Source organism: aff. Roholtiella sp. LEGE 12411 (genome assembly GCF_015206995.1).
GTDB lineage: Bacteria > Cyanobacteriota > Cyanobacteriia > Cyanobacteriales > Nostocaceae > Komarekiella.
Genome location: NZ_JADEXR010000013.1, coordinates 55,717 through 68,322, shown reverse-complemented (window position 1 = coordinate 68,322; position 12,606 = coordinate 55,717). Strand labels below are relative to the sequence as shown.

Below are 12,606 nucleotides of genomic sequence, written 5' to 3'. Positions count from 1 at the left end.
TGTATAAGAGACAGCCCCAATCTAGAATCTGTCTGTTTCTTGAGGTGAGCCAACTGCCCCTGGTTGAGCAGTAAAGAAGTTTTGAGCAGCTTCATTCTGGTATATACACCTGATATCAGGTTTGTCACTGTCTAAGTTACCTGTAAAGCCAAAGGTATTCAGTCGATTTTTGCAATCTCTTACCTGGTCAGATGTAACCAGCTTGCGTTGCTCTAAAAGTGCCCAGTTATTTTGTCGGATAACGCATCCAGGACGCATACTAGGCTGAGCAACATAGACATTGAAAGGGTTGAGAGTGACAAATAATCTAGCGTCCATCACCATAGCGCTGGCTCCATACTGCACGCAAATCTCAGGGTTAGGTGCTTTGGTATCAATAAATTCACGGGAAGCCACATTTGATGGAGCCAAAGTGGTTGTAGAGCTAAAAGCAATGCCAATCCCAATTCCCAAAATCAACACCCCTCCCAAAATTGCGATCGTGGTGAAGTTAAACAGAGGGGATTGGAAAGCAGAGGGTTTAGAAGTAGTAGCCTGTCTACCAGTAGATTTACGTCTCATTGTTGCTTAATCACCTTCATGCCGATTGGGCTGGGAGTGGTCTAAACTTTTCTCCCTCTTTTAGTATGCCGAGTCTTGACTGTAATTGCCTGCAACTTTACGTGAGATTTTCTTATTAAATCAGAAAAATAGCAAATAATTTTTAGACGTCTGAGCAGAATTTTAACTTTCTTAGGTTTTTATATTAGTCTTTAAATAACCTATTTTAGGTGTTATATTATATCATAATTTTTTTGGTTTTAGATAATTTTGATTGAATTTGCCAAAATGATCCTATACGAATGCAAAAATTACTTAATTTGAGCTTTTTTAAATTTTAATTTCTCAGAATTAGAACTTTTAGTTACTTCTGGTAATTGATGTACCAAAAAATGTAAATTAATAATTGGTAAAATTTTTGATGCTTAACTAGAAACAAGTGACATTTACCAGAGCATTACTCTCAAACAAGAGATTTAAAACTTCTCAATTTCAAATCCTCATAGCGGATAGTTTGACTATTTTTTGGGGAGATTGGCTCGATTTACGTGTGAGAATAGTGCAAGTTGCTGCATCAGGTTTAATATCTCCACTTATATACATTTTAGCTTTTGGATTTGGCTTGGGTAGTTCAATTAAACCGGGTTCAGGAATTAGTGGCAACTATGATAACTATTTAGATTTTATCCTACCAGGGATGGTAGCGCTGTCGTCGATGAGTATTAGCTTTGGTGGGACAACATTTTCGATTTGCGGGGACAGAATCTTTACCAAAACCTTTGAAGAACTGTTACTAGCCCCGGTACATCCCTTAGCGTTATATATCGGTAAAATGCTAGCGGGAATAGTGCGGGGGTTGATGACTTCTGGATCAGTGATTTTAGTAGCAGTGCTGTTGACTGGAAACTGGAATTTTCTCAATCCACTATTTCTACTGTTGGTAGTACTGAATTGTGCTGTATTTGCAGGGTTAGGGGTGATTGTCGGGTTGAATGTGCGATCGCTTGAATCAGTAGGACTCTATAACAACTTTGTGATCATCCCCATGTCTTTTTTAGGGGCTACTTTTTTTGACCCTGGTACATTACCATCTGCCCTCAAAGTCGTAGTTTACCTGTTACCGTTGACTTATGCCAGCATCGGATTGCGTGCAGCTGCCCATTCACCATTATCTCAGTTTCCTTGGTACAGCGTGCCGATTTTGCTAGTAATGGCGATCGCCCTTTCTCTGTGGGGTAGTTATAAATTTGCTCATCAGCAAGATTAACATCTGACATTTTCTTTATACTTCCAGAGCTGATGCTGATCCGTCTTGCTACACCAGCAGTTAACGAAGCCGCACGCCGATTATTTGTATCCTGTGGTTTTCGGCTCAGCACTATCGAAATGCTGATTGAAGTCATTAGTCATTTGCTAATTGCTAATGACTAATGACTAACGACTAACTAGCTAGCAGTGTTTTTTCTAGAGGCGTCCAACGGAAGGCGCGATCGCCACCCCTCTCGATGATTACTTTTACTCGTGGTTCCAAACTGGGTAAAGTTACTAAATACTCAAGTTCTTCATTGGAAAGAATATGCCCTTCAATAATCCACAAGACCAGCCCCTTTGACTTTGGTGGTAACTGCTCTAAATGAGAACTGATTATTGGTGGCGCATAGTATACATAACCAACCGCAGCACCACTACCAGTGCTTTTTTTACCTAAATGAGGAGGTCTGACTCCATGAACTCTTGTGAGATATGTAGCCACATCGCCCAGTCCCCTAGCAGTAATATGGAGGGTAGTATAGCCAGCTGCACGTACTCGGCGTTGATAACGTCCTTCATAGCCCCCTTCCAGAGGTACGTATACACCAAGAGCGCCAAATTTTTCCAGATCGCGGATCAAAGCGTTACCAGTGGTAATCAATGCCATAGATTTTCGTCTTATCCCACTCAGATATCTCTATTATTTACCGTTAACTGCTAGATTAAGTTCAACAATAACTGATGAACTAGATTTGGTTAAGTTTATGAGGCGAGTCGAATCTGATTCCCCCTTAGTAGAAAGGTAATAGAAGAATTTTAGTCAAATTCCTAGACAAAAATAAATAATTGATATATACTAATAGATTGTGACCGAGCCTGTAAAATAAGCTGCCTTATTATTGCCATTCTCTTAAGTTGGTTCAAGTATCAAAAGTTGATAGCTTGATTCTAAATTTGGATAAACTGACTCAGATTGGTTAAAAGACTGGTAAGCTAAATAATCAGCGCAGTCAACCTATAAGCTCGTGGCTCAAAAGCTAAACCAGCCATGAAAGCAAAGCTACATTCACTCTTGTAGCTCCTGAAGAACTAGGCAAAACCTTAAGCTATAGTTTAAGGTTTTTAGTGAAGTGGAAACTGAGCAGTAATGTTGGTTTCATGGCTTTGCATCAGTCTCAGTTAAGGGATACTGAGCGGGAACATCCGCTTAAGTCCAACTACAACCAGGAAGTGCCAGAGCAATTGCTTGGACGAAAGCATTGCTGCACACAGCACAAAGCTGTAGCGCCTTGCATTGATTCCATAAAATACTCCTTACCGTCAGTAGGGAGCTTGTGGCTGTTCTAATGAGCCAGTGAGTGAAAGTAAACGGATTCACCAAACAGTAGGGACACGGTTTGTTGCATCCTATAAAGATTTGGTTCAGCGTGAGCTGCTCCAAATTTCGGAGGCCTCTCCACCCAAGACCAATGTTGACAATAATGTGTCCTCTAAAGTCTAGTTCCAAAGTCAGCAAGTAGAAAGGAGAACCAGTTACTGTGTCTGTAGGTATTCTCGGCACCAAGCTGGGCATGACCCAAATATTTGACGAGGCAGGAGTAGCTATTCCTGTCACTGTTATACAAGCAGGGCCATGCACCGTTACACAAGTTAAAACAAAACAAACCGACGGTTACTCTGCCATCCAAGTAGGGTATGGCGAAGTCAAACCAAAAGCATTGAACAGTCCACTGCTAGGGCACTTGGCTAAATCATCTGCCCCAGCATTGCGTCATTTAAATGAGTATCACACCGATAGCTCTAGTGATTATGCTTTAGGTCAGCAGATTAAAGCAGATATTTTTAGTGAAGGTCAAATCGTAGATGTAGTCGGTACAAGTATCGGTCGCGGTTTCGCGGGTAACCAAAAGCGTAACAACTTTGGTCGAGGGCCCATGTCACATGGTTCCAAAAACCACAGAGCGCCCGGTTCCATTGGTGCTGGTACAACACCAGGTCGTGTCTATCCAGGTAAACGGATGGCAGGGCGTTTGGGCGGTAAGCGCATCACAATCCGCAAGTTGACCGTGGTTAAAGTAGACCCGGAACGCAACTTATTGCTAATTAAGGGGGCCATTCCTGGTAAGCCAGGAGCCTTGGTGAATGTTTTACCTGCAAAGCGAGTTGGTAAGTAGTCAAGAGGAGCCAGTTACGTGCGGGGGTTCCCCTTGTTGAGTGAACTGGCGTTCAATAGTCAAGAGTCAATAGTCATTGAACTATAGACTATGGACTAATGACTAATGACAAATGACAAAGGACAAATAAGGAAGATGGTTGAAAGTGTAGTTAAAAATTGGCAAGGGGAACAAGTCGGAGAGACAACCTTCGAGTTGCGAGTTGCCAAAGAGGAAACGGCAGCACATATTGTGCATAGAGCTTTGGTAAGACAAATGACCAACTCTCGCCAAGGAACTGCTAGTACAAAAACTCGTTCCGAAGTTAGAGGTGGTGGTCGCAAACCTTGGCGTCAAAAAGGTACTGGTCGTGCTCGTGCAGGTTCTATTCGTTCACCACTGTGGCGTGGTGGTGGTGTGATCTTTGGACCAAAGCCCAGAGACTTCAATCTAAAGTTAAACCGCAAAGAACGGCGTTTAGCACTGCGGACAGCCTTGGTCGGTCGTATTGATGATTTGATTGTAGTAGAAGAATTTGGCAACGAGTTCTCTCGCCCAAAAACCAAAGAATTAGTGGGAGCACTGGCTCGTTGGGGAGCAGCACCAGAAACTAAGACACTGTTAATCTTGTCTGAGTTTCCTGAAAACGTATATTTGTCAGCCCGCAATATAGAAAATTTAAAGCTAATTGCCGCTGACCAGCTAAATGTTTACGATTTGCTGCACGCTGACAAAATTGTAATTACGGCATCAGCCCTAGAAAAAATCCAGGAGGTCTACAGTGCCTAGCTTTGACCCCCGTGATCTTGCCGACTTAGTACGTCGCCCAATTGTCACAGAAAAGGCGACCATGCTCATGGAGCAGAACAAATACACTTTTGAAGTAATTCCAAAAGCAACCAAGCCCCAAATCAAAGCGGCAATAGAAGACCTATTTCAGGTCAAGGTTGTACAAGTCAATACTGCGCTACCACCACGCAAAAAGCGGCGCGTGGGCAGATTTATTGGTTACAAGCCCCAATATAAGCGAGCAATAGTTACTGTCGCGCCTGGGGACGAAGACAAGATTAGACAAGTTCTATTCCCAGAGGTTTAAAACTAAGATGGGTACTCGTTCTTATCGCCCTTATACCCCCAGCACTCGCCAAGTTACGATCTCCGACTTTGCGGAAATTACCAAAACCGAGCCTGAGAAATCCCTCACAACATCGGTACATCGCGCTAAAGGTCGGAATAACCAAGGGCGGATCACTAGCCGTCGCCGGGGTGGCGGACACAAGCAACTTTACAGAATTGTTGACTTTAAAAGAGATAAGCGTAATATTCCTGCCAAAGTCGCAGCTATTGAATACGATCCAAATCGGAATGCTCGCATTGCCCTTTTGTATTACCAGGATGGCGAGAAGCGGTACATCCTCCAACCAAACGGGTTAAAAGTCGGAACAACAGTCATTGCTGGGCCTGAAGCTCCCTTTGAAGATGGTAACGCCTTACCTCTGTCGAACATTCCCTTGGGTACTAGTGTTCACAACGTGGAATTGACTCCTGGCAAAGGCGGTCAAATGGTGCGTTCCGCTGGCGCTAGCGCTCAAGTTGTGGCAAAAGAAGGTAATTACGTAACTCTCAAATTGCCATCGGGAGAAGTGCGCTTGATTCGGCGTGAATGCTACGCCACTATTGGACAAGTAGGCAACACTGACGCCAGAAACCTGAGCGCAGGGAAAGCAGGACGAAATCGCTGGAAAGGTCGCCGTCCTAAGGTCAGAGGTAGCGTCATGAACCCAGTTGATCACCCCCACGGCGGTGGTGAAGGTAGAGCACCAATCGGTAGATCGGGGCCTGTGACACCTTGGGGTAAACCGACTTTGGGTGCAAAGACACGCAATCGCAAGAAACTTAGCAGCAAATTGATTGTGCGCCGCCGCCGCAAATCTTCTAAACGCGGTCGCGGTGGTCGTGAGTCTTAATAAGTCGTGAGTGGAGAGTGCTGAGCGTAATTATCAAACTCAACACTTAAAACTCGAAACTCAAAACTCAAAATTCAAAACTCAAAACTTACTGATTATGGGTCGTTCTCTAAAAAAGGGCCCTTTTGTGGCCGATCATTTGCTCAGCAAAATTGAAAAGCTGAATGCTAGAAACGAAAAACAAGTTATTAAAACTTGGTCGAGAGCCTCGACCATTTTGCCCCTAATGGTAGGTCATACCATAGCTGTTCACAACGGACGCCAACACGTTCCAGTGTTTGTCAGTGAGCAAATGGTTGGACACAAGTTGGGGGAATTTGCCCCGACACGCACCTACAGGGGTCATGGTAAAAGTGACAAAAAAGCAGGGAGATAGTCAATAGTCAAGAGTCAACGACAAAGTTGATAGTAATGACCCTTGAAAATTGACTCTTGACAAATGGAGAAAATTATGGCCAATGATACTACTGAAGTAAAAGCGATCGCCCGATTTATACGCATTTCTGCCTACAAAGTGCGTCGTGTACTAGATCAAATTCGCGGGCGATCATATAGAGAAGCGCTAATTATCCTGGAATTCATGCCTTACAGAGCTACAGAACCCATATTAAAGGTTCTTAGAAGCGCTGCCGCCAATGCAGAACACAACGCGGGGTTAGATCGGACTCAGCTAGTGATTACTCAGGCGTATGCCGATCAAGGCCCAGTGCTGAAACGGTTCCAACCTAGAGCGCAAGGTCGAGCTTACCAAATTCGCAAGCCGACGTGTCATATCACTGTGGCTGTTGCAGCCGCCCCAGAGAAATAAGCACGTTTACACGAAAAATTGCGTAAAGTAAGAAATTTTAGAGGAAGCATTTGTGGGACAGAAGATTCATCCAGTTGGTTTTCGCCTGGGTATTACACACGAGCATCAATCCCGTTGGTTTGCCGTTCCTGAACGCTATCCAGAACTTCTACAAGAAGACCACAAACTCCGTCAATACATAGAAAAAAAGCTCGGTAGACTTGCTCAAAACAACGCCGGGATTTCCGAGGTGCGGATTGAACGCAAAGCCGACCAAATCGACTTAGAGGTACGTACAGCTAGACCTGGCGTGGTAGTAGGTCGTGGTGGACAAGGCATTGAATCACTGCGTACCGGACTCCAAGAACTGTTGGGTAGCAATCGCCAAATTCGCATTAACGTAGTTGAAGTACAACGAGTTGATGCTGATGCCTACTTAATTGCCGAATACATTGCTCAACAATTAGAACGTCGTGTTTCGTTTCGGCGGGTAGTACGGCAAGCGATTCAGCGTGCTCAACGCGCTGGAATCCAAGGTATTAAGATCCAAGTCAGCGGTCGCCTCAACGGTGCAGAAATTGCCCGGACAGAGTGGACTCGTGAAGGTAGAGTACCTCTACATACCTTACGGGCAGACATTGACTACTCTTATTGCACGGCAAAAACGGTTTATGGCATTTTAGGCATCAAAGTCTGGGTGTTTAAGGGAGAAATTATCCCAGGACAGGAAGAAACTCCGCCCCCACCCACAACACGCGATCGCGATCGTGACCGCGAACCTCGTCGCCGTCAACAACAACGCCGTCGTCAACAATTTGAAGACCGCTCAAATGAAGGATAGTCAAGAGTCAAAAATCCATAGTCAAAAGTCCAAGATTTTTTGACCATTGACCTCAACCTTGACCCTTGAACGCCAATCGCCTCAAGTCGGGAACTCCCCCCCACGGCGCTGGCTCCCCTTGACCCTTGACTCTTGACCCTTGACAAACCATGTTAAGTCCTAGAAGAACTAAATTCCGCAAACAACAACGCGGACGGATGGAGGGACTAGCCAGCCGTGGCAGCACCCTAAACTTTGGTGATTTCGCACTCCAAGCTCAAGAACCTGCTTGGATTACCTCCCGTCAAATTGAGGCTTCTCGTCGGGCAATGACCCGTTATATTCGCCGGGGTGGACAAATCTGGATTCGGATTTTCCCTGACAAACCTGTAACCATGCGTCCGGCTGAAACTCGGATGGGTTCCGGTAAAGGTTCGCCGGAGTTTTGGGTAGCTGTCGTTAAACCAGGGCGAATTTTATTTGAAATCGCTGGCGTTTCTGAAGAAATCGCCAGAGAAGCTATGCGTTTAGCTTCATTTAAGTTGCCCATAAAAACCAAGTTTATTGTGCGCTCTAAACCAGAGGAGCAGGAGTAGGTTATGCCTCTTCCCAAGATTTCAGAAGCTAGAGAATTAAGTGATGAAAAACTGGCTGAGGAAATAGTTGCTATTAAAAGGCAACTGTTTCAACTGCGCTTACAAAAAGCAACCAGACAACTAGAAAAACCTCACCAGTTCAGACACGCCCGACACCGCCTAGCCCAATTGCTCACAATAGAAACTGAGCGCCAACGGGCAGCAAGTCAATCGGCTAAAGAAGAAAAGTAGGAGATTATGGCAGTCAAAGAACGAGTTGGCTTGGTAGTGAGCGACAAAATGCAAAAAACGGTAGTAGTTGCTGTGGAAAACCGCGCTCCTCATCCCAAGTACGGCAAGATTGTAGTTCAAACCCGGCGCTATAAAGCTCACGATGAGGAAAATAAGTGTAAAGTGGGCGATCGCGTCCGCATCCAGGAAACCAGACCCCTGAGTAAAACCAAGCGCTGGCAAGTCACAGAAGTCCTCAACGTCAAATCTAACTAAACCTCATAGTTGTTAGTTTTCTAACAACACCACACGGGAGACTAATCGTGATTCAACCCCAGACCTATCTGAATGTCGCAGATAATAGCGGCGCTCGTAAACTCATGTGCATCCGCATCTTAGGCGGAGGTAATCGCCGTTATGGCGGCATTGGCGATAAAATTATCGCCGTTGTCAAAGATGCCACACCCAACATGGCAGTAAAAAAATCTGATGTTGTGGAAGCGGTAATTGTTCGTACTCGCAAAGGCGTAAATCGTGATAGCGGCATGAGTATTCGCTTTGACGATAACGCCGCAGTGATCATCAACAAAGATGGTAATCCTAGAGGAACGCGGGTCTTTGGCCCTGTTGCACGGGAACTGCGCGAGAAAAACTTTACCAAAATCGTTTCTCTGGCTCCGGAGGTGCTGTAATGGCATACCGAAAAGATCAGCCAAAAGTATTTCACAAAATGCACGTCAAAACTGGCGATACAGTGCAGATAATTGCTGGCAAAGATAAGGGTAAAGTCGGTGAAGTTATACAAGCACTTCCTCAACTAAGCAAAGTTGTCGTCAAAGGCGTCAACATCAAGACCAAGCACGTTAAACCCCAGCAAGAAGGAGAGTCAGGGCGGATAGTCACCCAAGAAGCCCCGATTCATAGCTCCAACGTGATGCTTTATTCTACTAAGCAAAACGTCGCTAGTCGTGTTTGCTACACCTTCACGCCCGAAGGCAAAAAGGTAAGGAAGCTCAAGAAAACTGGCGAGATTCTGGATAAATAGTCATTAGTAATTAACTAAAGACAAAGGTCAAATAAGGTTCCCTGACCAAGCCCAGGGGTAATCAGAACAAAAAACTATGGCACCAACAAGACTCAAAACCTTATACCAAGAGACAATCGTCCCTAAACTGATCAATCAGTTTCAATACACCAATGTTCATCAAGTACCGAAGTTGGTCAAGGTTACTGTTAACCGAGGTTTGGGGGAAGCGGCTCAAAATGCTAAGTCATTGGAAGCGTCCATAAACGAAATTGCGTTGATTGCTGGTCAAAAGCCAGTAGTGACACGAGCGAAAAAGGCGATCGCAGGCTTCAAAATTCGTCAAGGTATGCCTGTCGGCATCATGGTTACTCTTAGAGGCGAACGAATGTACGCGTTTGTCGACCGACTCATTAGCTTGGCACTACCTAGAATTCGAGACTTTCGCGGCGTTAGTCCTAAAAGCTTTGACGGTCGCGGCAACTATACTTTGGGTGTAAGAGAACAACTCATCTTTCCAGAAGTAGAGTACGACAGCATCGATCAAATCCGCGGTATGGATATTTCCATCATTACTACAGCGAAAAACGACGAAGAGGGCCGCGCTTTACTTAAAGAAATGGGAATGCCCTTTCGCGATCAATAAGTTCATCTAAAGAGGGAACGATGGCGGCTAACGACACAATTGCAGATATGCTGACGCGCATCCGCAATGCCAATTTGGCGAGGCATCAAACGACACAAGTACCAGCTACAAGAATGACTCGTAGTATTGCCAAAGTACTGCGGGAGGAAGGCTTTATTTCTGAATTTGAAGAAGCAGAAGAAGGGGTAAAGCGTAATCTGGTAATTTCTCTGAAATATAAGGGTAAGAATCGTCAGCCTTTAATTACCGCATTAAAGCGGGTGAGTAAACCAGGTTTGCGCGTTTACTCCAACAGAAAAGAATTACCAAGAGTACTCGGCGGCATTGGCATTGCCATTATTTCTACATCCAGTGGGATCATGACTGACCGCGAAGCGCGGCGTCAGAACTTGGGTGGTGAAGTGCTTTGCTACGTCTGGTAGTCATTAGTCATTTGTCATTGGTCATTTGTCATTAATAAAAGACAAACGACAAATAACAAAGGACAACGGACAAATAACAAAGGACAAAAAGTCATGTCTCGTATTGGTAAACGTCCAATTACTGTTCCCACTAAAGTCCAAGTGGCGATTGATGGCACAAAGGTTGTTGTAAAAGGGCCTAAAGGCGAACTTTCACGCGATTTGCCTACCGCTGTTACAGTTTCCCAAGAAGGGGAAATATTGCAGGTAACTCGACGAGATGATACAAAGACATCTCGCCAAATGCATGGTTTGTGCCGCACCTTGGTTGCCAACATGGTCGAGGGAGTTTCCAATGGTTTTCAGCGCCGTTTGGAAATTCAAGGAGTTGGCTACCGAGCACAAGTTCAAGGTCGTAACCTGATTTTAAATATGGGCTACAGCCATCAGGTACAAATTGTTCCACCTGAAGGAATTCAGTTTGCAGTAGAAGGTACCACTAACGTCATCGTCAGCGGCTATGACAAAGAAATAGTAGGCAACACAGCAGCTAAAATTCGTGCCGTTCGCCCACCAGAACCTTATAAAGGTAAAGGCATTCGCTATGCCGGTGAAGAGGTAAGACGTAAAGCTGGTAAGACTGGTAAGAGTGGTAAGAAGTAAAAATGAAACTTACTCGTAGAGAATCAAAGCAGCGTCGCCATAGACGCGTCCGTGGTAGAGTCATCGGCTCCCCAGAACGACCACGGTTAGCCGTGTTCCGCTCTCACGAACATATTTACGCACAAGTCATTGATGATACACAACATCATACGTTAGTCGCAGCCTCGACTGTAGAACCAGAGTTGAAATCTAGTTTAGGTTCATGTGCTAACCGTGATGCATCAGCACAAGTTGGCAAATTGATCGCAGCGAGATTGCTAGAAAAAGGTATCACCAAAGTAGTCTTTGATCGCGGTGGCAACTTATATCATGGTCGTGTCAAAGCATTAGCCGATGCAGCACGCGAGGCTGGTTTAGATTTCTAAATTTGCAAAAGTCCAAAAAGGTCTAAAGTCCAGAGTTGAAATATTGACTCTTGACTCTTGACTCTTGACCATTGACTCATAGAGGCATTGATTATGGCAACAGGTCGTCGTAAAACTAACCGCACAAAGAAAGAAGAAACTAATTGGCAAGAGCGGGTTATCCAGATCCGGCGGGTGAGTAAGGTCGTCAAAGGTGGTAAAAAACTTAGCTTCCGAGCAATCGTCGTCGTCGGTAACGAACGCGGTCAAGTTGGTGTTGGAGTAGGTAAAGCCTCAGATGTAATTGGTGCTGTGAAAAAAGGCGTAGCCGATGGCAAAAAACATCTGATTGACATCCCAATAACCAAATCTAACTCCATTCCCCATCCCATTGATGGTGTCGGTGGTGGTGCGAAGGTAATGATGCGACCAGCCGCACCTGGTACTGGGGTAATTGCTGGTGGTGCTGTGCGTACCGTGTTGGAATTGGCAGGGGTTCGTAACGTCTTAGCCAAACAACTCGGTTCTAATAATCCACTCAACAATGCTAGAGCCGCTGTCAACGCCCTATCTACACTACGTACCTTTGCCGAAGTTGCGGAAGATCGGGGCATTGCTATTGAACATCTCTATATCTAGTAGAGCTGCCCTTGCATAGGTTTTGTATAAAAAAAAGTACTAAACATCATGAGACTCAACGATGTTAAGCCTCAAAAAGGCTCAAAAAAACGCCGTAAGCGTGTAGGTAGGGGGATTTCCGCTGGTCAAGGTGCCAGTGCTGGTTTAGGTATGCGAGGTCAAAAGTCTCGCTCTGGTAGCGGTACTCGACCAGGTTTTGAAGGTGGTCAACAGCCACTATATCGTCGTCTGCCTAAGTTGAAAGGCTTTCCAATTGTTAATCGGAAAAATTACACTACGATTAATGTAGAGAAGCTAGCTTCCCTTCCTGCCAATACAGAAGTAACTTTGACTTCCTTAAAAGCATCAGGTATTCTTACTGCTGTCAAGGGGCCATTGAAAATTTTAGGTAATGGAGAATTGAGCATTCCGCTCAAGGTGCAAGCGGCAGCTTTCACAGGTACAGCTCGTAGCAAAATTGAGGCAGCTGGTGGGAGTTGTGAAGTCTTATGAGTGAGCCAGAACAGCGCACTTAAATGTAAGCCAACTCGCTACCAGTGCCTGGTTCACTATAAAGGTAGCACTC

22 protein-coding genes are annotated in these 12,606 nt (G+C 45.0%); 20 read left to right on the top strand and 2 right to left on the bottom strand.

What is annotated here, in order from left to right; all coding sequences use genetic code 11:
* Positions 1 to 21 precede the first annotated feature (21 nt).
* Entirely contained in the window at positions 22 to 561 is a 540-nt protein-coding gene (locus IQ246_RS05035; protein WP_162396603.1) for a DUF3172 domain-containing protein, read from the bottom strand.
* 418 nt (positions 562 to 979) lie between these two features.
* Between IQ246_RS05035 and IQ246_RS05030 the strand changes: the two genes are divergently transcribed.
* Both IQ246_RS05030 and IQ246_RS30780 read left to right on the top strand, forming a co-directional pair.
* A complete protein-coding gene (locus IQ246_RS05030; protein ID WP_194000691.1) occupies positions 980 to 1,807 on the top strand; it encodes an ABC transporter permease in 828 nt (275 codons plus the stop codon).
* A gap of 32 nt (positions 1,808 to 1,839) precedes the next feature.
* Positions 1,840 to 1,971 carry a hypothetical protein gene (locus tag IQ246_RS30780; RefSeq protein WP_255515462.1) on the top strand — a complete coding sequence of 44 codons (132 nt, stop codon included), beginning with the start codon at positions 1,840 to 1,842 and terminating at the stop codon, positions 1,969 to 1,971.
* Between the two features lie 10 nt (positions 1,972 to 1,981).
* On the opposite strand, the gene IQ246_RS05025 is transcribed toward IQ246_RS30780, so the two are convergent.
* Entirely contained in the window at positions 1,982 to 2,458 is a 477-nt protein-coding gene (locus IQ246_RS05025; RefSeq protein WP_194000689.1) for an NAD(P)H-quinone oxidoreductase subunit N, read from the bottom strand.
* Positions 2,459 to 3,329: 871 nt separating this feature from the next.
* Here IQ246_RS05025 and rplC point away from each other — a divergent pair.
* From rplC to rplO, 18 genes are all read left to right on the top strand, one after another.
* Positions 3,330 to 3,965: a 50S ribosomal protein L3 gene (gene rplC, locus IQ246_RS05020; protein WP_194000687.1), complete on the top strand. Its 636-nt coding sequence runs from the start codon at positions 3,330 to 3,332 to the stop codon at positions 3,963 to 3,965.
* Positions 3,966 to 4,100: 135 nt separating this feature from the next.
* Positions 4,101 to 4,733, top strand: coding sequence for a 50S ribosomal protein L4 (rplD, locus tag IQ246_RS05015; RefSeq protein ID WP_194000707.1), 633 nt, complete (start codon positions 4,101 to 4,103; stop codon positions 4,731 to 4,733).
* The gene (locus IQ246_RS05010; protein ID WP_162396598.1) at positions 4,726 to 5,040 is read left to right on the top strand and encodes a 50S ribosomal protein L23; all 315 of its coding nucleotides are present in this window, start codon (positions 4,726 to 4,728) and stop codon (positions 5,038 to 5,040) included. Before rplD ends, IQ246_RS05010 begins: the two co-directional genes overlap by 8 nt.
* 7 nt (positions 5,041 to 5,047) lie before the next feature.
* Positions 5,048 to 5,911 carry a 50S ribosomal protein L2 gene (gene rplB, locus IQ246_RS05005; RefSeq protein WP_194000685.1) on the top strand — a complete coding sequence of 288 codons (864 nt, stop codon included), beginning with the start codon at positions 5,048 to 5,050 and terminating at the stop codon, positions 5,909 to 5,911.
* A 97-nt stretch (positions 5,912 to 6,008) separates the two neighbouring features.
* Complete coding sequence (rpsS, locus tag IQ246_RS05000) at positions 6,009 to 6,287, top strand: 30S ribosomal protein S19 (protein WP_162396596.1); 279 nt, start codon at positions 6,009 to 6,011, stop codon at positions 6,285 to 6,287.
* 75 nt (positions 6,288 to 6,362) lie between these two features.
* Positions 6,363 to 6,719 carry a 50S ribosomal protein L22 gene (rplV, locus tag IQ246_RS04995; RefSeq protein ID WP_194000705.1) on the top strand — a complete coding sequence of 119 codons (357 nt, stop codon included), beginning with the start codon at positions 6,363 to 6,365 and terminating at the stop codon, positions 6,717 to 6,719.
* Between the two features lie 52 nt (positions 6,720 to 6,771).
* Entirely contained in the window at positions 6,772 to 7,539 is a 768-nt protein-coding gene (gene rpsC / locus IQ246_RS04990; protein ID WP_162396594.1) for a 30S ribosomal protein S3, read from the top strand.
* A gap of 149 nt (positions 7,540 to 7,688) precedes the next feature.
* Positions 7,689 to 8,114, top strand: a complete 426-nt coding sequence (gene rplP, locus IQ246_RS04985; protein WP_162396593.1) for a 50S ribosomal protein L16 — start codon at positions 7,689 to 7,691, stop codon at positions 8,112 to 8,114.
* A gap of 3 nt (positions 8,115 to 8,117) precedes the next feature.
* Positions 8,118 to 8,345 (top strand): 50S ribosomal protein L29, encoded by a 228-nt coding sequence (gene rpmC / locus IQ246_RS04980; protein WP_194000683.1) that lies wholly within the window; start codon positions 8,118 to 8,120, stop codon positions 8,343 to 8,345.
* A 6-nt stretch (positions 8,346 to 8,351) separates the two neighbouring features.
* Positions 8,352 to 8,600: a 30S ribosomal protein S17 gene (gene rpsQ / locus IQ246_RS04975; protein WP_194000681.1), complete on the top strand. Its 249-nt coding sequence runs from the start codon at positions 8,352 to 8,354 to the stop codon at positions 8,598 to 8,600.
* Positions 8,601 to 8,647: 47 nt separating this feature from the next.
* Positions 8,648 to 9,016, top strand: coding sequence for a 50S ribosomal protein L14 (gene rplN / locus IQ246_RS04970; RefSeq protein ID WP_162396590.1), 369 nt, complete (start codon positions 8,648 to 8,650; stop codon positions 9,014 to 9,016).
* On the top strand, positions 9,016 to 9,369 hold the full coding sequence (rplX, locus tag IQ246_RS04965; RefSeq protein WP_162396589.1) for a 50S ribosomal protein L24: 354 nt from the start codon (positions 9,016 to 9,018) through the stop codon (positions 9,367 to 9,369). Before rplN ends, rplX begins: the two co-directional genes overlap by 1 nt.
* A gap of 76 nt (positions 9,370 to 9,445) precedes the next feature.
* Positions 9,446 to 9,994 carry a 50S ribosomal protein L5 gene (gene rplE, locus IQ246_RS04960; protein ID WP_194000679.1) on the top strand — a complete coding sequence of 183 codons (549 nt, stop codon included), beginning with the start codon at positions 9,446 to 9,448 and terminating at the stop codon, positions 9,992 to 9,994.
* Positions 9,995 to 10,014: 20 nt separating this feature from the next.
* Positions 10,015 to 10,416 (top strand): 30S ribosomal protein S8, encoded by a 402-nt coding sequence (rpsH, locus tag IQ246_RS04955; protein WP_194000677.1) that lies wholly within the window; start codon positions 10,015 to 10,017, stop codon positions 10,414 to 10,416.
* Between the two features lie 93 nt (positions 10,417 to 10,509).
* Positions 10,510 to 11,058 (top strand): 50S ribosomal protein L6, encoded by a 549-nt coding sequence (gene rplF / locus IQ246_RS04950; protein ID WP_194000674.1) that lies wholly within the window; start codon positions 10,510 to 10,512, stop codon positions 11,056 to 11,058.
* 2 nt (positions 11,059 to 11,060) lie between these two features.
* The gene (gene rplR, locus IQ246_RS04945) at positions 11,061 to 11,423 is read left to right on the top strand and encodes a 50S ribosomal protein L18 (protein ID WP_194000672.1); all 363 of its coding nucleotides are present in this window, start codon (positions 11,061 to 11,063) and stop codon (positions 11,421 to 11,423) included.
* Positions 11,424 to 11,516: 93 nt separating this feature from the next.
* Positions 11,517 to 12,041 (top strand): 30S ribosomal protein S5, encoded by a 525-nt coding sequence (gene rpsE, locus IQ246_RS04940; protein ID WP_162396584.1) that lies wholly within the window; start codon positions 11,517 to 11,519, stop codon positions 12,039 to 12,041.
* A gap of 48 nt (positions 12,042 to 12,089) precedes the next feature.
* Positions 12,090 to 12,533, top strand: coding sequence for a 50S ribosomal protein L15 (rplO, locus tag IQ246_RS04935; RefSeq protein ID WP_194000671.1), 444 nt, complete (start codon positions 12,090 to 12,092; stop codon positions 12,531 to 12,533).
* Positions 12,534 to 12,606 lie beyond the last annotated feature (73 nt).